Raw genomic sequence first — 19778 nt, forward strand, 5'->3', positions numbered from 1 at the left:
CCTTTTGCTGCTTAATGCAAGTCGATTAAGGTTACACCGCTAGGCGCGCTTAACGTGGCGCCTGTTCGCAAAATAGAGACCACCGTATCGTCGGCGTAGCAAGCCGTAAACAATGCCGGCGTTCCGCTATTCTCCAGCCAGACGAACGGCTTGGAGCTCGTCGGCGAATCACTCGTCTGATAGAACGTGCAATGATGGAACACGGACTTCGGCTTCAGCGCTCCGTCCTCTTTAATATGAAGGACATAATCGTTTGCGCTTATGTCCTTTTCGAACCGGCAGTTGTGAAACTCCGTCAAAATATGGTTGCTGCTGTTTCCCCGCACAATTCGGAGAGCAGCTGCTCCCGACAACGTTATGGCGGAGTCGTTCATGCTTATACGGCCTGTTGTTACCAGCGCCATGGGACCATTCACTTCGCAATGATCGAAGCGGATCCGGCCTTGAGCGGCAGCCTTTCCCATAAGATGAGACAGGCTGCCGAAATTGCAGGAGTCGAAGCTCAATTCCGTAAAATCATGGATGACCGGAACCGTCACTTTGCAGTTCCGGACACGGATCGTCGGAGAACCGTCAAGGCTTTTCAGTACCATATGTCCGGGCTCGCCGACATTCGTATATTGATCGACCGTTACGATCGCCTTTGCACCGCTGTAGACGACAACGTCCCCCGACAAGCTGTCCTTTGAAACCAGGCTGGATTTATCGCCGTCTCCAAGGATCGTCCCGCAATTCATCATGTTGACAACGGATGTCGTTGATGGTTCCGCCGCTTCGTTATTGATGACAAATCCGACATAAGGCTTTGCGGCATCGGCGAAAGATAAATGAACGAAGCAATTCGTAAAGTGAAAAGCATCCTTATTGTCCGACCCTGTCAAATGAAAACCGAAGTTGGAGCCGTAAGCATAACACCCGTTGCAAGAAACGGAAATCACATCATGAGTCGCACCGTTCATCACAAAAGCATAATCCAAGTTATTGATCGATAAGCAGGAATCCAGCATGAATGCAGCGACTTCCGTCTGTTTCGTGATAGTTGACGCATGCATGGTAACGCATACGAATCCCCGGTGAGCGTTATTCTCGGCAACGCACTGCGAGAAGCTGACGTTTTCCGACTGCTCGGACCAGAACCCCGCATTCGATTCCGCACCACCGTACATAATGGAACCGTTATGCCCGTTATAGGCATAGCATTGCGAGTAGGTCACACTGGATGTCCCCGATTCCGTAACATATCCAATTCTTGTGTAATCTTCCGCATGGCAGCGGTCGTACTTCACATCATAAGAACCTTCGACGTATACGGCATCACCGAAGTTGCCCCGCGCTTTCCGCGTCGTACAGCTTTCGACATCAATCGCATGACAGCCGACCATTCGAATCGTAGAGAAGAAGCTGTTCTGGAAAATGCAATTTCTTAACTTGATTTGGCTCGCATTCAGCAGATAAAAAGCGACGGATCCGGAAAAAGCATTATACGTGGCGGCGCTCCAGGTCGATGGGTCGGCACTTACGTTCCCGTCAAACGTCAGTCCTTCAAACACCAGATTGCTTTGGCCCTCGACCTTGACGAAATCGCCATGGAAGGTGGACGGCTGCACCGACGCGTTGCTGCGAATAACCGCATTTTCGAAGGAATACCAGGAGGTAGTAGGTCTGAGGCCACTCCCCCTATAGGTCCCGTACGGAAAGCAAAGCGCCGAATGTACGGAAGCCGCATACGCGTTTGCCGCCTGGATGGCTGCCGAATCGTCCGTCGTCCCGTCTCCTTTCGCACCGAACCATTTGACGCTGACGAATTCCGTTTCCGGAAGACGCTTGAATCGTTTTCCTCCGGCCGTTACGAGCACGGTGCCCGTATTGTCCGCGGAAGTCGTGTCCGAAGCGTCATAGGCAAAATGACCTTCATGCCCGCGGTCCGTTATCAAATAGACGTCCGCTTCCGGCTGCGTAATCGCTCTAAGCTGTGCTATAGTGGTGAGCGCGACCATGCTCATGTTCATCAAGTCTTTCACTTTCGTGCGACTTTCGGCCGGATCCGCATACGCTTTGGTTAGGGCACCGTTGATGAGCCCTGTAGTCGCGAGGGCAGCCCCCGCCATACCGATCGAAGCGAGAAGCTTCCGCCTGCTGATGAACCCTTTCTCTTGCTCCGGATTTTGCTGCTCCGTAAGTTCCGCTTTCTTTTCGTTCAACATCGTTTATCCTCCTATAGAGTAATGGGGTATGGCAAGGAATCTGGGCGTTAATTGATAAAGCCCGCTGCCTGCAGCAGCCTTTTGATGGCGACAGCAGCCTGCGCCCGCGTTACGGGTTCCTGAGGGGCAAACCGGGTTTCCGTCATCCCGCTGAGGATGCCGTTCTGAACCATATGCACGGCAGAAGCTTCCGCCCATGAACGGATTGCGGTATGATCCTCGAAAGCATATAAAGTAAGCTTTCCTGCAGCAGCCGGCGGCTTACCTGCAAACGTCAGCGCGCCTGACAGGATAACGGCCATTTGCTCCCTTGTGATCGTTTCGCCCGGCCGGAACGTGCCGTTCTCGAAACCGTTCACGATGTGCGCCTTCGCCGCTGCGCCGACCGCGCCCGCGAACCAGTCCGATGCCGAAATATCGCTGAACGTCTTGGCATTTGCCGAATCTTCCGCGAGTCCGAGCGCGCGTACGATAAGGCTTACAAATTCGCCGCGCGTTACGTTAATTTCGGGGGCAAAGCTCGTTTCTGTCATTCCTTTCACGATTAGCTTGGAAGCAAGCAGCTCAACATCTCTTTTCGACCAGTGCTCGCGTAAATCGGCAAACGACTTCTCCAATCGGATTACCGCGTACAGACTGCTGCCGGTTCGATATATAGTTGCCGCCGTTATCCCGTTAACCGTCGTAAACACGGAAGGAACGAAGGATAGCGTGCCGGATACCGGGTCGACAAGGACTGCCGTCGCCCTCGAAGGATCGACGACGCCTGCAAGGATGAGGCTTCTCGTCACGTACATGCTTCCGTAGTCCGAAATCGGATGCTTGCTCCCGTTCGCCTCTACCGTCAGAGTGAACTCTACAAGATCGCCGGCCAGCGTGATGCCTGCCGCTTTCGCCAGTTCGGCCGCCCGTTCCGCCAGCGCGCCGGTCACCGTCTCCATCGTGACGAAGACGACGGCCTTGTCGAGCTCCTTGTCCGGTTGTTGCAAGAAGGAAGCAAGGACAGGCATGTTTACCGGAAGCGTATACGAAGCGTTATGTACCTTGATCGTAATCACTCCATGAGGAGCAGCATTCGCTGCATCGACAAGTGCTCTGGCCGGAATGCCGACGCGGCGCAGCGATTCCGATCCCGGCAATTCGAATGTAACCGTCTGTCCTTCCTTTGCTTTGTCTTTCAGTAAGCCGAACGCCTTGGACAGCGAATCGGCACGGAGCATTGCCGTGATTGCGCTTCTTCCATTCCCATCCGTTCCGGCCGTTATCGTCGCGGCGGAATTGCTCAGCGTTACGCCGTTCTGACCTACCGTCATATCGCCCGGTTCCGGCTTCGCGATAAGCGGGGCAGTCGTTGTCCCGCCTTCCGGTTCCTCCGTTACGACGCTGACACCTGCACGATTGATCGTTACTACGTATGTCTTGCTTGCCGCACCATCCTCGGCAGTGGTAACGATCGTTACGGGATTGACCCCGACCTGCAAGCTTACGGGAAACGATACGCCGCTTGCATGCGTCTGGCCATTTATTTGCATTGTCGTACCTGGAGCGTAGGTCACTGCGGTGACGCTTACGCTGGCAACCGTATGGCCTACATCGTCCGAATAAGCAAGCCTTCCTGCGGCAAATGCCGGCTGAAGCGTACCCGCGCTTACCGTCAATTGAGATAGATCGGCGTTCGCGGTTAGCGGAGATCCGGTTACATCGGCTCGATAGACGGTCAATGTGTAGGTCTTGCTCTTGAGTCCGTCCGCTGCAAGAACGGTAATTGGCAGCACATTAGCGCCTACCTGCAGGCTTACCGGAACGACCGCGCTGTTTCCGTAAACTTGTCCCGTTATCGAGATTGCCGCGGAAGGGTCGTAGGTCGTTGCCGTAACCGTCATCGCCGCAACCTCATGGCCGACAAGAACCGAATACTCGTTAATGCCTGGATCGAATGCCGGACTGAGGCTTCCCGCACTAATCGTCAGGCCGCTCAGATCCGCGTCCGTAGCGCGAAGCTCCTCGATGATCGTCAACGTATCGCCGTTAAAATTCGCTACGTAGATTTTATTCGAGGGGGAATCGACAGCCAAGGCGATTGGGTTCTTTCCGGCCGGAATCAGCGACGTCTGATGATTCGTTCCGTCAATCGCGGTCACGTTATGGCTGTCATAATTCGCCACGTAGATTTTGTTTGCAGCTGCATGAACCGCAAGCGCCGAAGGCCCCGATCCTACGGATACGAAAGAGGTGCTGTTGTCCACCCCGTCAATGACCGTCACATTGCCGCTGCCGGCGTTTGCAACGTAAATCTTATTCGTCGCCGGGTTGACGTCCACCGCATTTGGCTTCTTGCCGACCGTGACGGTCGACGTCGTTCCCGTCGCGCCTTCGATCACCGTGATGCTGCCGCTGAAGAAGTTAGCCGCATACACGCGATCCGTGATCGGATTTACCGCGATGGCGCTAGGCCCCGCTCCGGCCGGAATCGTAACGGCCGCATGGGTCGTCCCGTCGATGACCGTCACGCTGTCGCCATCGATATTTGCAACGTATATTTTGTTGGTCGTCTCGTTCACCGCAAGGGCAAAGGGGCTTTTGCCGGCAGGAACCGTTATCGTACCGTTCGTCGCCCCGTCGATCACGGTCACGTCGCCGCTGCCGACGTTCGCTACATAAATGTTGTTGGTGGCCGGATTCACGGCTACGGCAAACGGATTTTTTCCGACAGGCACCGTGACTGTTTCGTTCGTGGCGCCGTCGATCACGGTAACGTTATCGCTGTCCGCATTGGCCACATAAATTTTATTCGTAGCAGGATTCACCGCGATCGCATATGGGGTCGTTCCAACCCCGACGGTAGCGACTGTAACGAACCCTCCGTACGTATCTTCCATGACTGTCACATCGTCGCTGACCGCATTGGCCGCATAGACCCGGCTTGTCGCCGGATTGACCGCTACAGCGTGCGGCCCTCTTCCTGCGGACACGCTTGTTGCAGTGGCGGACGCGTCTGCTTTCGCCCCCGCCGGAAGTCCGGCGGCAAGCAGAACGATGACAAGCATGCCGACCCAAATAGATCGCAGCATGAAGCTTGATTGCTTCCTCATTCGTTCCCAGTTCCTCTCTACTCCATAGTGATAGCGCTTTCATTTTGGGGCTTGTTTATAACAGCCAGCGCGACTGCCCCTGCTCGCTACGAAAGTTCTGTTCCCTCTCGAAATAAGTCTCTAACGTCGTCTTCTTTGCCGAAACCGCCATAGTCGCTTTTTACCGCTATCATGCGCTATTTCCGTTGGCTCAGCACCATTTGCTCCCTTTCCTTTTCCGCCATGTCCAGTTCTTCCATCAGCGGCTTCGTTCCGGCTTTAAATTCGTGCAGCGTTCGACCTACTGCGCGCCCCAGCTCCGGCAGCTTGCGCGAACCGAAAAGCAATAGCGCAACCAATGCGATCAACACGATTCCGGTAGGACCGATCCCCGTCATTCCGTCTCACCTCCCCATTGTTTTACGTTGCCTCCCTTCTTGCAATCAAACGGCGAGCGCTTGCCAAACGAGCCCGCGGTTCAACCTAAGCCAAAACGGAGATAGCCGTTTTTCGTTTTCAGCAAGCGCTTACACCAATCTTAACCCGAACATCCTGCTCGTCATATGTCTATGATTGGGTACCGGTATGTCCATTTTTTCGTTTTTGCTTCTATCCTGCCTGCTCCGCCAGTTCTTGTATAAACTGCAAGTACACTTGAGTCGCCAGCTCCAATTCCCGGATTTCGACATATTCCACGTCTCCGTGAGCGGTGCTTTGATCCGGGCCGTGACAGAGTACCGGAGCGTTCAGCGCTTTGACCAAAATGCCCGCGTCGGTCACCACCTTCTTGCCGGCGAGCGGCAGCTCGATCCCCCTTACACGGCGTACTGCCCGCTGCAAAGCGGCAATAGCCGGATGATCGGAGTCGATCCTATAGCCATCTCTAACCTTGCGCATATCCAGATCAATCTCTACTCCGTATCGCAAAGTCAGCTGGCTCAAAAGGCTTCGGAGCTCGGCCTCCGCTTCGGCAAAATCCTGATCCGGACGATAACGCCTGACGCCTTCCAATTCCGCCTGGTTGGGCAGTTGATTATAAAACTGCCCGCTATGCACCGATCCGACAAAATACGAAGCAAACCCGATATCTTCGATCCATTCGTTTTCCAGCTCCGCGTTACGCTCCCGCAACAAGCGAACCGCTTCCGCAGCGACCTCGATCGGGTGCGAAGCGCCTGGCGGAGCATACAGCTGATGGGCAGGCTCTCCCTCCCGCTTGATCGCCACGCGGAAAGTTGCCGAGCCCAATTGGGCGATCGTACAGTCGCGCGTGGCCCCCTCCATGACGATTGCTGCATCAGCGCTAAGCGATATGTTCTTCGTCAAGGCGATCAAATCTTCGCCTCGCCCGCCCGGACTCTCGTGCAGACTGTTCGCTACGACAATGATTTTTCCGCGAAAGCTGGCTTGCGGCTGGCGAAGCGTCCGGATGACCTCCAACACGCAGGCGAGCGAGCCTTTCATATCGCATGCTCCTCTGCCGTAAATGCGTCCGTCTCGCAAGACGGCTGGCCCGTGAGCAAGCGGAACGGCATCCAGATGACCGTTGAACAAAATCGTTGGGCCTCCGTTATCTTCTCCGAATGTAGCAACCAGTGTCGGATTGTTCGGAATCCACTCGTACCGGTCTACCGTACATCCCGCCTCAAGCAGCATCTCTTTGTAGCGTTCGGCTATCCCTCGCGTATCGCCCGTAACGCTTTCCATACGCACCAGCTCCAAAGTATCCCGGACGATACGGTCGACATCCACTTTCGTGACCTCTTCGTTCAATTCGATATCCACCTTTCTCAGCCTCACCTGCCAATGGCTTCCTCCAATCACACAGCTCGCAGCCTCGTTCATGGCAGCGCCTCCCGCTATCCTCTTCCGACGATAGGCGGAACGAAAATAGCTTCCTCATCCGAATTCGGCCGCAAAAAATCGAGATCGCAGCCTTCGGGCGCCTGCAGCGCATGGTCTGCGAACATTCGCAAGTATCCTCGTTTATGACGCAATTCGGGACGGCGCCACGAGGCAAGTCGTTCCGCGATTTCTTCTTCCGATACCTGCAAGCTAATCGTCGATGCTTCGATATTCAGCTCGATCCAATCGCCGTCGCGCACGATCGAGAGCGGTCCGCCGACCGCCGATTCAGGCGAGACATGCAGAATAACCGCGCCATAGCTCGTTCCGCTCATCCGGCCGTCGCTGATGCGAACCATATCCCGTACGCCCTGCTTCAGCAGCTTGCCCGGGATTGGGATCGAACCCCATTCCGGCATGCCCATCGCCACCGGTCCGCAGTGCTTCAAAACAAGAACGCTGCTTTCTTCGACGTTCAGTTCTTCGCTATCGATCCTGGCCAGCATATCGGCATAATGTTCAAAGACGACGGCTTGACCGCGATGTCGGAATAAATGAGGGGATACGGCTGATTTTTTGATAACCGCTCCTAAGGGGGCGAGATTGCCCTTTAGAACGGCCAATCCGGCATTTTCCTTCAGCGGAGCCGCAAGCGTCGCAATGATATCCGTCTCCTCCGGCCAATCCGTGCGCCCCCCGCCGTATATTTGCGCAATCGGCTGCCCCGTCGCGCCGATGCAACCGCCATCCAAATGCGGCAGCAGCTCACGGATGACACGGCTAAGTCCACCTGCCTTATGGAAATCATCCATGCTGTATCGGCCGCTTGGCTGTAAGTTCACGAGAAGCGGAATCCCCTCCGCCATCTCCGCATACCGCTCGACCGGTATCCGGATGTTCAGCCTTCCGGCAATCGCGGTAAGATGGATCGCCGCATTCGTCGAACCGCCGAATGCGGCGAGCAGCTTGATGGCGTTGCCGAAGGCCGCTTCCGTCATGAGCCGGGAAGGCGTCAAGTTCTCCTTGACCATTTCAACGATTCGAAAGCCGGTAGCTTCCGCCGCCGACTTGCGTCTGGCATCGTCCGCAGGAATGCTGGAGGTATCGGGAATCATCATGCCCAGCATTTCGGACAAGCTTTTCATCGTGGAAGCCGTCCCCATGACCGGACAGCCGCCCAAGCCGCAGGAAATCGACTTTTCGAGCTGCAGCCACTCTTCGTCGGTAAGCAGTCCTGCCTTGTAATCATCGGCATATTTCCACAAATCGGTCCCATAGTTGACTTCTTTGCCGCGGAAGCTGCCCGAGGACCGGTGACCGGCAGCAAGCTGAAGGGCGGGAAGATTGCAGCTTCCCGCCCCCATCAGCTGTGCGGGCACCGTCTTGTCGCATTCGCATAGCAGCACGACGCCGTCGATCGGCTGCGAACGGATGCTTTCTTCAATATCCATCGATAGCAAATTCCGGTACGGCAAATCGGAAGGCTTCATAAAATCCGAAGGTGTCGATATCGTATGCAGCTCAATCGGATAGCCGCCGGCCAAAAGCACGCCTCGTTTGACGAATTCGACAAGCTCTTTATGCGGGTAATTACAGCTGTTAAAGTCGTTCCATGCGTTAAAAATACCGATGATCGGCTTGCCTAGAAACGTATCCGGGTTATGACCCATGGCGCGCATGGCCGAACGATGCTGGAAGGCAAGCTCGGCATTGTCGCTCTCAAACCATTCGCTGCTGCGGAATTTCACTGAAAAAACTCCTCCTGGAGCCGCCTAAGCTCGGCTTCCCTAATATCGAGCACGAACACGTTCGCGCCCTCCCGTAAAAAACGCGTCACGACGGCTTTTCCGATGTCTTGCGCGCCTCCTGTGACAAGTACTCTCTTCCCGTCCAATCTCAAAATCGAAACCCTCCAGCTCTCGCGACTCTAGCGCTTCTTTCCTTTGAAATTCACGAACCGGACAGGACTCCCGCCGGATTTCACGGACTGCACGGATAGCGGGAATACGGAGCTCCACATCACCGCGTCGTACACATCGATGGCAGGCCTTCTGCGTTGCTCGATCGCAGAAACGAATTCATCCAGCACGAAAAAATCGCCGCCGCCATGCCCGCTCCCTTCCGCTTCCTTCGCCCAGCGCCTCCAAAGCGGATGTTCCCATCTGTCCGCGTATTGCCATAACGGTTCCCATTCCGCTTCCGGCGCATCTTCTCTTCCTTCCGAGTGCGATACGCCCTTGGACTCGTTTTCGATCCAGACGAGCGGAGCTTCGCCGGCATAACGGGCGGATAAGTAGGCTCCTTTCGTTCCTTGCAGCGTGTAATGCGTCATATTGTGCGGGCGGGACGACTGAATGTCGTATTTGAGCGCGATCAGCGCTCCTTTCGCCGTGCGGATTAGCGTGACCGTCGCGTCGCCCGCTTTCCAGAAATCCGCTTGCGCGCCCGGATGCTCCTTGCCGAATTGCTCATAAAAGTACTTAGCCCCGGCTCTGCTTTTGGAAGAGAACGTCACAAGGGTGTCCAGCTCGTCGCCGCCATCCCGGTTAATGCCCATCCACTGCGCTACCGGACCGAGCGAATGAGTGGGATACGTACAACCGTCATAGTCCCGAAGCATGCTGCCGCGCCAGGTCAGACTCCCGTCTCCGTAGTGCAGCAAATTCCGGATATCGTGTATATAGCCGCACTCGGCATACGTCAGCTCCCCAAATACGCCCTGCTGCGCCATATGCCCAACCATCATATTGGACCGCATGTAGCAATAATTTTCCGCCATCATATACGTCATGCCCGTTCGCTCAACGGTTTCCACCAGCTCCCAGCAATCCTCAAGCGTATGCGCGGCGATCACTTCGCTGATCACATGCTTCCCCGCATTCATCGCTTGAATCGCTTGCCGCGCATGAACGAATAGCGGCGTGGCGAGAAAAACCGCATCCACTTGCGAATCGTCTACCAGCTTATCGTAGCTGTTGTAAGCGGTAATGCCGGGGAAATCTTCCTTCCACTTCTGCAAAACGGCTTCATTGCTGTCGCACACGGCGACCAACTCCGCGCGTCCCGCAAGACGCTGCAAGGAATGGCTGAAATAGGCTCCCCTTCTCCCTCCGACTACCGCGAGGCGAATCGCTCCTGCCATCTCGACATCCTCCTCTATAAATAGGCTTCGTTATCCCTTGACGGAACCGACCAGCAAGCCTTTGATAAAATACTTTTGCAAGAACGGATAAACGCATGCGATCGGCAATACGGTAATGACGGTAATCGCCATTTTGAACGTTTGCGGCGTGATCGCATACATTTGCGTTTGGCCCGGCGTCTTCAGCTGCTCCAGGGAATTGAACTGGTTCAACGCGTTGTAGAGCACGTACTGCAGCGAGTACAGGTTCGGCGACATCGTATTGTAGATTTGCGTATCGATAAACGCATTCCATTGGTTGACGCACTCGAACAGGACGACGGCGGCGAACACCGGCGTGCAAACCGGGAAGATCACCTGGTAAAACAAGCGCAAATCGTTCGCGCCATCGACGATCGCGGCCTCTTCAATCTCCTTCGGCAGCGCTTCGATATACGTTTTGATCAGCACCAGATTGAACACCGACACCGCGCCCGGCAAAATATAGATGAGAAAAGTCCCTTTAAGCTGCAAATAGCCCATCAACAAGTACATCGGAATAATGCCGCTGGAGAAATAAAGCGTAAAAACGAAATATTTGCGGAGCCACTTGACGCCGCCAAGCTCGTTTCGCGTCAACACATAGGCGGCCATCGACGTAATAAACAACATGACGGCCGGGCCGATGACCGACCTGAGCACCGAAATGCCTGTTCCCTTCAGCACCGCCGGGTCCTCCAGCGCTTTGCGGTAAGAGTCGAACGTAAAGCCGGACGGCCAAAGCACGAATCCGCCTTTGAGCATGCTGGGGGTGCTTAGCGAATAGCTGACGACATATAGGAAAGGGACGAGCATGACCGCCAAGACGGCTAGCATAAACAACGTATTGCCGATATCGAAAAGAGTGCCGCTTGCGGAACGTTCTCTCATAATGTTCTCCTGTCTGGTTAGAATATGGCTTTCCCTGTTGCTTTTTTGGAAATGGCATTGACCGCGATAATCAGAACGAGACTGATGAACGTCTTCATGATGCCGACTGCAGTCGCATACGGATAGTTCAATAGCTGCAAACCGTATTTATAAATGTAGAGGTCAAGAACCTCCATCTTCTCCCAGTTGATTGCGTTCGTAAACAGATAGAATTGTTCAAAATTCGAATTAAGAATCCAACCGCTGTTCAATATGAGAAGAACGATCAGCGTCGGAACGAGCGCCGGAATCGTAATGTACCACATGCGCTGAAAGCGGTTCGCCCCATCCATTTGCGCCGCCTCGTAATAGTCCTGGGGAATGGAAGCGATGGACGAAATGAAGATGACGCTGTTATAGCCAAGATATTTCCAGACGCCGAGCGCGATCATGAACATCCACGCATACTTCGGATCTCCCAGCACGTTGACGCCTTCCTCAATCAGTCCCCATTGCACCAGCGTTTCGTTCACCGCGCCGGAGGAAGTGGCAAACAGAGCGCTCGAAAGCGAATAAATTATAATCCATGACACGAAAAACGGGAAAAACGTTACAGTTTGTATCAATCGACCGAAAAACCGATGCCGGATTTCGTTCAGCAACAGCGCGAAAACGAAAGCCGCGCCCAGATTGGCGATCAGCGAACCGATATTCATAACCAGCGTATTGCGCAGCAAATAGACGAAATCTTTACTGTCCGTAAAAAAGCTCTGGAACTGCCGCAGTCCCGTCCACTCCGCAGGAAACAGCTTAAAGCCCGGCTTGTAGTTGATAAAGGCGATCAGCCAGCCGAATATCGGCACATACCAAAAGACGAACAGGAACAAAACGGCCGGCAAAAGCATCAGGTACAAGTATCGCTGCGCGAAAAATTTTGACGTTTTTTTCCCCTTCATCGGATTCAGAGCTGCATGGCTCATGATGGCTTCCTCTTTCCCGAAGCCGGCCGGAAGAAGAGGGGCATGCCGCCCGACTCCTCTCCCCCGCTCCGGCGTGTTATTTAAGCTGGCTTAACTGCGCCTGTTTTTCTTGATAGAGCTTGTTGTACTCATTCACGACGGTTTCCGGCTTTAATTGCTTGTAGCTGGCGATAACGGATTGGTACATCGTTTCGAATTCCTCGTCCGTCTTCGGCGAGACAATCAGCGTAGCCGAATTTTTGACCCGGAAATCGACCATCTTCTGGTGCAGGGCGCCGAGCTCCGACGTCGTATCGATGGCGATCGTGCCTGCGATTCCCGTGTTGGCCGCTTCGCCGGTCTTAACGAAATAATCCTTGGAGCTTTCCCAGCCAAGCTGTTTGTACGCGTCCCGCATGCCTTGGGTCAGCTGCAGCTCGTCCTGAAGCTTCGGATCGAGCGACATGCTGTAAGGGACGCCGTCCGGCGCATTCGACATCACGCTGCCGAGGAAATCGAACGATCCGAAACCGATGCTTCCGGACAATTCCGGATTCGTCAACGCCTTCTTATAGCTGTCCGTCGGCACGCGTTTTCCGTTCACAACGGTATATTCTTCTCCCTCAATGCCCGATTGGAGCAAAGTCCGCCCTTCCTCCGTCGCCGCCCATGCCACCAGCTCTTTAATCCGTTCCGGCTGCTTGGCGTTCTTCGTGATCGCGAAGATGGCGAACGGACGCGTATCTTCTACGCGAATTTGCCGCTTCTCATTGCGTTCGACCTGCTTCTTGCTGCGAATCGGCTGGTTGATGTATTGCAGCTCCGGATGTCCGGCATCGATCAGCCCCTGATTTGCCGCCGTCAAGCCCCATACCACGTACCAGCTCGACAACGCCCTGCCGCTGTTCAGCTTCTCTTGAAACTGATCCATTTTATCCGTGAACGAGTCTTTATCCAAAATGCCTTCGCGGTACAGCTTGTTGAAGAAAGCGAGGCTCTCCTTCACGTATTCGTTGGTCATCATATCTTCGAACTTCTTGTCTACCTGGTTCCAAAGCACGCCTAGATTGCCGGCCGCCGTCGAATATCGGCCGCCCTTCTCGTACATAATCGAGGAAATTCCTTGCATCCCCCACGGCTCCCCGAAAGGCACGATCATGCCGATCGTTTTCTTGCCGTTCGTGGTCGGATTCGCTTCAAGCCCCTTCTTGAGAAACTGGATGTAATCGTCCGTCGATACCAGCTTCGGCCAGCCCTGCTGCTTCAGAACGTCGGTACGGACGCCCACGTCGTTGACTTCGACATTGTTCCGGAAGTCGACCGGCACCATGCCTTCCCATTTGTACAGCTTGCCGTCAAACGCCGACAATTTCCATAACGGAAGTTGCACCTTGTACCGTTCGGAGAACGCCGTCGAGCTTTTGACCACATCGTCGATCGGCAGCAGCGCGCCGGCTCTCACGTACTTGTCGAAGGTCGCATTGTCCTGAATCGCAATGATTTCCGGATAGTCGCTGCCGGCCAGCATCAGGTTCAGCTTGTCCGCGTAGTTTCCGGGCGCTTGCGTATACTCGAACACGATGTTGAACTTCTCTTTGATCTTCTTGCCGATCTTCGTTTCGTCGCTTCGTTTGATCTGGTTGTTCCCCTGCGTGAGCACTTTGATCACGTACTCTTGTTTGACTGCCGGGCTTTTGGAGCTTTCCGCGGCAGGCGAGCCGGACGGCGGGCTGCTTTGCGCGCCTTCCTTGGTTTTGTCTGTACTGCATGCCGAAATGAATAAGAGACTGCCGATAAGCGCTGCGGATACGAGCCTTTGACGTGTAGCTTTCAATCCGTTTTCCTCCCCCAAATGGATCTCTCAAATCTAACACCAATACGTAAGTAAAACTAACCGTTTATGTTAGTATTACTTCTGCTTTTATTATATAGCCGAACCAAACCGGCTGAACATGTTCGTTCTTTAGGTCCCGGATGTTCATCTTTTAGATAACGCTTTCATTATTCATGACCTTCGCCCTTGGCATAAGTCTCCCGGTATTGCGTAGCGGTCTGACCCGTGCTTTTCTTGAACGTTTTGGCAAAATGAAAATAGTCCAAATAGCCGGCTTGCTCGGCTACTTCCTGAATCGGTGTAGACGAATCGGCCAGCAGCTCACAAGCATATGCGATTCGCTTCTTGGTCAAATACTGCAGGAAGGTGTCCGCCCCCTCCTTGCGAAACAGTTGGCTGACATAGCTCAGATTCAAATCCAGCTGATCGGAGACGCTCTGCAGCGAAATATCCTCCCGGAAATGGGTATCGACATACGCGACGATTTTGAGGAAGGTCGCATTTTGCGAACCCGGCGCGCTAACCGGGATGGAACGGGTATAATGATCGGTTAGCAGCTCTCTCACATAATCGATCAAGCGATCCATATCCCTGAATCTGCTCACTAGCTCCTCGTATGTGATCAGATGTTCTTCCTCGATCGGATACAAGCTGAACAGGACCATATGATAGAAGGATAATGCGCTGCGAATCGTAAAATGGCCGCCCTCTATACACGAACGAACGCGTTCGATCAGCGGATCGATCCACTCGGTATTTTGCGACTTACTTAGCTTCCAAAGCAATTCCTTCAGCTCGCCCGCCTTGCCGTTCTCAGCAGAGGCCAGCCAGCACCCGCTTTTACCGGCAATAAAAAAATGATGCGCCGCCGAATCGGCTTCACCGATCGCTTGAATGAGCTCGGCTGGGTCCATTATCCGCTTTCCTATGCCGATTCCCTCGACGCCTGACGGAAGAGCTTCGGAGAACCTATCATAAAGAGCCGCCGTTTGATCGCCCCGAAACAGATGTGCACATTTTTTTCGCCCCGTTTGCAGCGATAGTCGAGGGATGCAGGGGAGCTCCGGCAACGATGCCGGCTCCGAATCCGAGCTTATGACAACCAATACGGTTGCGCCAACCTCTCCGTCCCACGGCAGCCCCAGCCTGCCCATGATTTGTTCTATGCGCGGCTTGGCGCCGGCGCTTTTCTCCTGCAGCAGATTGAGCAGCTCGATCTGGAGCATCGCGCCCTGCGCCTGCCGCTTTCGGCTGTATTTCCGGAGAATTTCGCTGATTTCTTCTTCATCGAACGGCTTCAAGCAGTAATCGAGCGCGCCGTATTGAATCGCTTTCTTGGCATATTCGAACTCTTTATAGCCTGACGTAATAATAAAGCTGATATCCGGGTTCCATTCATTGATTCGCCGCATCAATTCAAGACCGTCCATACCCGGCATGCGAATATCGGTAAACACCAGATCCGGCGTCAATTCCTTTATTTTCTCGAAGCCTTCCTCGCCGTTGAACGCCTCGGCAATGATTTCGAAGCCAAGCGAACGCCAATCTATCGAGCTTTTCAAGCTTTTGACGATCCATTTCTCATCATCGATCAACATTACCCTATACATGGCTCATTCCTCCCGCTTCGGCAGCAAAATGATGACTTCCGTCCCGGCTTCCGGGACGCTTTGTATGCTCAAGCCGAACGCCTCGCCATAAACGGTTCGCAAACGATTATGGACATTGACGACACCCAGATGCTCGCTGTTTTTGATCCGATCCATAAACTCGTCGCCGGCTGCCAGCTCCGTTCTAATGGAAGCCAATTTTTCGGCCGAAATGCCGAGCCCGTCGTCCTTGATCCGGATTTCGATATTGCCGTCCGGCAGCATTTGTCCTTGAAGCAGCAAATTCCCTTTCACCATCCTGTTCTCCAAGCCATGTGTGATCGCATTTTCCAATATGGGCTGCAAAATCATCTTAATCACCCGGTAATTCAGCAGCTCGCCGGAAAACTCGATTCGGACATCGAAGCGATCGTCGAACCGGAACTGCTGAAGCTTCAAGTACGCTTTTGCAATCTCCAGCTCTTCCCCCAGCTTCACTTCTTCTTGCCCTTTGATGCTGTAACGCAGCATACGGCCAAGCGCGCCGAGCATTTCCCGTATTTCATGCGCCCCGGTTTCGCTAGCCATCCCCTTAAGGGATTCCAGCATGTTGTACAGAAAATGCGGGTTCACCTGCTGCTTTAAATAAGCAAGCTCCGCCTGCTTCTTCATTAGGCCGAGAGCCATGATACGCGTTCTTGAAGAAACGACCTCATCCGTCAAATGATCGATTTCATTAAGCATCTCATTGAATTTTTCGGCCATTACCATGATTTCGTGATAACCGAACAGCTGAAGCCTTTTCTGCTCATGATAAATGTTTTTAACCTGATGGACCTGAATAAAGCGCATAAAGGTGCGTATCGGACCCAGAACGTTGCGGCTTATCATCCAGATCAGCAGGCACATGAACGGGATAAAAAAAGCCAATATCCACCAATACACTTTCCTCGTTTGATCCAGCCCGCGAAACAGGTCGTCCTTCGAAAATACGTTGACGATTTTCCCTTCCATCGCCCGCAGCTCTACGGACTGAACGACATTCTCGTCCTTCTGGTTGCCCGAGAGCGCCTCCAAATCCAGCTTTTGTCCAATCATCGCAGGCTCATTGCTTGAACAAACGATTCCGCTGCGATCCAGAACGTAGAAATTCCCGAAGCTATTCTGAATCATCGTGCCAAACTTCGGAAACAGCGCCTGCAAATCCAGAATGACAACCAAATGTCCGAGCGGATACGCCGGAAAAATATTGCTGACCGTCGTTCCTACCGCGAAATATTGATGCTCGACATTGCTGTCGACGATTTTTCGAAAGCCGTAATAATACGGCTTCAAATGCGTACCGCTCATTCCCTTCATATCCGCTATTGTATCCATGACCAGCTGTTTATTGTTCGGGTCCGACATCAGATTCAGGTTATTCTCGTTCGCTCCGACGATCGTCATGGCGACGATGCCGGTCTCGAGCTGAATCATTCTCGTTACCTGGGAGTCGACCTTCCGGAAAAAGTCGATCTTGTCGAGCAAGTCGCTCGTTTTCAAATACTGATGCACATCCGAGTTGATGCCCGTATTGACGAGCAAGCCGTCGATCCTGTCGATTTGGGACTCGATATATTGCGTTATTTTATCTAGTAGTTCGATCGAATACTCTTGATTTTTTTCATAGATCATTTTTTTGGATTGCGTGTACGTAACGAACATGACCAACAGGATGGCCACCAGAAACAGAGAGAACATAGCCAGCAGTTGCAGCTTAATCGGTCGCTTCTTCCAATAATCCATCCCTTATCCCCCTCGCAGCTTATCGATATTGTATGAGATAAAGGAATGTACAACAAGAAAATATTGTTGCGGGATACCAAATAGAGCCCTTGCCGCATTGCAGCGCAGGCACTTTTCGTGTATATGCTTGCGACGACTGACAGCGGCCGCTTCCGAGCTTCTATCCATTATAAATTTGTGCGCCGCCCCTTGGCATGTCAGTTTTTTAGGCGGCTATGTTTATCTTTTAGAAGGACCCGCTAGCTTCCGAAACATCGAAAAAAGCCCCTTACCTCCCGCGTAAAGCGAGATCGGTAAGAGGCTTAAAGAGTGAACGATAAACTTTATTGAAAACAACCGAATTTACAGCCTGCGCAGCGCTTCGCCGTGCGCTTCGATCGTCGCGTCGATATCGTCGTTCGTATGCGCCGCCGAAACGAACATGCCTTCGAATTGCGAAGGCGCCACGCTGACGCCGAGATCGAGCAAATTGCCGAAATAACGGTTGAACTTGCTCAAGTCGGACGTCTTCGCCGTTTCGTAGTTGGTTACGCGCTGCTCCGTGAAGAACGGGCATACCATCGAGCCGATCCGGTTGATCGTGCTCGGCACGCCGTATTTCTCCGCGTTGGCCAGCATTCCGGCTTCGAGGCGGGCCGACTTCGCTTCCAGCGCTTCGTACACCTCGGGCGTCGACAGCGAAAGCGTCGTGAAGCCCGCCGCCATCGCAAGCGGATTGCCGGACAGCGTACCCGCTTGGTAGATCGGGCCGCTCGGCGCCATACGCTCCATAATGTCGCGGCGTCCGCCGTACGCGCCGACAGGCAAGCCGCCGCCGATGACCTTGCCGAGGCAAGTCAAGTCGGGCGTAATGCCGAAGCGCCCTTGCGCGCAATTATAGCCGACGCGGAAGCCTGTCATGACTTCGTCGAAAATAAGCAAGCTGCCGTACTGCTTCGTAATGTCGCGAAGTCCTTGCAGGAAGCCCGGCACCGGCAGTACGACGCCCATGTTGCCGGCGACCGGCTCGACGATGACCGCTGCGATGTCTTCGCCGTACGTGGCGAAAGCAACCTTCACGGATTCGATATCATTGTACGGCACCGTAATCGTATTGACCGCAACGCCTTCCGGTACGCCCGGGCTGTCAGGCAGACCCAGAGTCGCTACGCCGGAGCCCGCTTTGATCAGCAGCGAATCGGCATGGCCGTGGTAGCAGCCTTCGAATTTCAAAATTTTGCTGCGGCCCGTAAAGCCTCTGGCGAGGCGAAGCGCGCTCATCGTCGCTTCGGTTCCGCTGTTTACCATACGAACAAGCTCGATCGAAGGAACCCGTTCGCAAACGAGCTTGGCCATGGCCGTTTCCAGCTCGGTAGGCGCGCCGAAGCTGGTGCCGTTCTCCGCCGTCCGCTTGATCGCTTCGACCACTTCCGGATGAGCATGCCCTAGAATCAGCGGGCCCCAAGAGCAGACGTAATCGATGAATACGTTGCCGTCGATGTCGTAAACGCGGGAGCCTTCGCCCTTCTTGATGAAAGCCGGCGTCAGACCGACCGATTTGAACGCGCGTACGGGACTGTTGACACCCCCTGGAATATACTGCTTCGCCTCGGCGAACGCTTCACTCGAAAGCTTGTCGGTTCTAGTGCGCGATTGTTCCAACATGTTCAACATCTCCTATCTCAATAGTGGGTTCATATGATAAAATGACAGTGGTCATTCGATACGAGGGGCGATGAAATCCGATGTCTTTTGATGCACTGCGCAAAGTACCGCTGTTCAATCCATGGAATGACAGCCAACTGGAGGCGGTAGCAGGCCTCTGCACCCGCAAATCGTTCAAAGCCGGAACCGTTCTCTTCCGGGAGAACGAGCCGGGCAACACGTTCTATATCGTGCTGAAAGGCTCCATTAAATTATACACGAGCAGAGGCGGCGACGAAAAAATATTGTCCGTCATCCATGAAGGCGACTGCTTCGGCGAACTTTCCCTGCTGGACGGCAAAGCCCGCTCCGCCTCCGCCCAAACGCTGTCGGACAGCACGCTGCTGTCGCTGACGGCATCCCAATTTCTCAGCCTTCTGAAGTCCGACTTCTACATGACGCTCATGATCATGCGCGAGCTTTGCCAGCGGCTGCGGGATACGAATCAGCATGTGAACGACTTGACGTTCCTCGATGCCCGTTCGCGCGTGATCAAGAGCGTCATTACTTTGGCCAACAAGCACGGCAATCGTCAAGGCAATACGATTACGATCAAGCTCGTCCTTAATTACGACGAGCTCTCGCAAATGTCCAGCGTGCAGAAGCCGGTGTTGATGCAGGTCATGCGCGATCTGCACGATAAGCAAATTTTGGTCCATGAAGGCAGTGACATCAAGCTCGATTTGTCCAAGCTTCGTTGAAGCGCCCTTCCGAAACGGCACCGGCCGCCCTCTCTCAGGGCGGCTTTTTGGCGCAGATATGGACCGTTTAGAGAAGA

At 53.9% G+C, this 19778-nt stretch carries 14 protein-coding genes; 1 reads left to right on the forward strand and 13 read right to left on the reverse strand.

Translation table 11 applies throughout. The features are described 5' to 3' along the window. Positions 1-11: 11 nt before the first annotated feature. From ACKGJP_RS26075 to hemL, 13 genes are all read right to left on the reverse strand, one after another. Positions 12-2204 (reverse strand): glycosyl hydrolase family 28-related protein, encoded by a 2193-nt coding sequence (locus ACKGJP_RS26075; RefSeq protein WP_409341704.1) that lies wholly within the window; start codon positions 2202-2204, stop codon positions 12-14. A 47-nt stretch (positions 2205-2251) separates the two neighbouring features. Then, positions 2252-5275, reverse strand: coding sequence for a cadherin-like beta sandwich domain-containing protein (locus tag ACKGJP_RS26080; protein WP_409341705.1), 3024 nt, complete (start codon positions 5273-5275; stop codon positions 2252-2254). Between the two features lie 197 nt (positions 5276-5472). Next, complete coding sequence (gene tatA, locus ACKGJP_RS26085) at positions 5473-5673, reverse strand: twin-arginine translocase TatA/TatE family subunit (protein WP_409341706.1); 201 nt, start codon at positions 5671-5673, stop codon at positions 5473-5475. Between the two features lie 211 nt (positions 5674-5884). After that, the gene (locus ACKGJP_RS26090; protein ID WP_409341707.1) at positions 5885-7120 is read right to left on the reverse strand and encodes a M20 family metallopeptidase; all 1236 of its coding nucleotides are present in this window, start codon (positions 7118-7120) and stop codon (positions 5885-5887) included. Between the two features lie 14 nt (positions 7121-7134). Then, complete coding sequence (locus tag ACKGJP_RS26095) at positions 7135-8868, reverse strand: dihydroxy-acid dehydratase (protein ID WP_409341708.1); 1734 nt, start codon at positions 8866-8868, stop codon at positions 7135-7137. Next, positions 8865-9020 (reverse strand): SDR family NAD(P)-dependent oxidoreductase, encoded by a 156-nt coding sequence (locus ACKGJP_RS26100; RefSeq protein ID WP_409341709.1) that lies wholly within the window; start codon positions 9018-9020, stop codon positions 8865-8867. Before ACKGJP_RS26100 ends, ACKGJP_RS26095 begins: the two co-directional genes overlap by 4 nt. Before the next feature lie 27 nt (positions 9021-9047). Next, complete coding sequence (locus ACKGJP_RS26105; RefSeq protein ID WP_409341710.1) at positions 9048-10262, reverse strand: Gfo/Idh/MocA family protein; 1215 nt, start codon at positions 10260-10262, stop codon at positions 9048-9050. Positions 10263-10292: 30 nt separating this feature from the next. Next, complete coding sequence (locus ACKGJP_RS26110; RefSeq protein WP_409341711.1) at positions 10293-11171, reverse strand: carbohydrate ABC transporter permease; 879 nt, start codon at positions 11169-11171, stop codon at positions 10293-10295. Positions 11172-11188: 17 nt separating this feature from the next. Then, positions 11189-12130, reverse strand: a complete 942-nt coding sequence (locus ACKGJP_RS26115; RefSeq protein WP_409341712.1) for an ABC transporter permease — start codon at positions 12128-12130, stop codon at positions 11189-11191. Between the two features lie 76 nt (positions 12131-12206). Then, positions 12207-13943: an extracellular solute-binding protein gene (locus tag ACKGJP_RS26120; RefSeq protein WP_409341713.1), complete on the reverse strand. Its 1737-nt coding sequence runs from the start codon at positions 13941-13943 to the stop codon at positions 12207-12209. A gap of 167 nt (positions 13944-14110) precedes the next feature. Beyond that, positions 14111-15553, reverse strand: coding sequence for a response regulator (locus ACKGJP_RS26125; protein ID WP_409341714.1), 1443 nt, complete (start codon positions 15551-15553; stop codon positions 14111-14113). Positions 15554-15556: 3 nt separating this feature from the next. Then, complete coding sequence (locus ACKGJP_RS26130) at positions 15557-17317, reverse strand: sensor histidine kinase (protein ID WP_409341715.1); 1761 nt, start codon at positions 17315-17317, stop codon at positions 15557-15559. Positions 17318-17659: 342 nt separating this feature from the next. Then, positions 17660-18961, reverse strand: coding sequence for a glutamate-1-semialdehyde 2,1-aminomutase (hemL, locus tag ACKGJP_RS26135; protein WP_409341716.1), 1302 nt, complete (start codon positions 18959-18961; stop codon positions 17660-17662). Between the two features lie 80 nt (positions 18962-19041). Between hemL and ACKGJP_RS26140 the strand changes: the two genes are divergently transcribed. Further along, positions 19042-19701, forward strand: coding sequence for a Crp/Fnr family transcriptional regulator (locus ACKGJP_RS26140; protein WP_409341717.1), 660 nt, complete (start codon positions 19042-19044; stop codon positions 19699-19701). Positions 19702-19778 lie beyond the last annotated feature (77 nt).

This window comes from Paenibacillus litoralis (assembly GCF_046244365.1).
Classification (GTDB): Bacteria; Bacillota; Bacilli; order Paenibacillales; family NBRC-103111; genus Paenibacillus_V.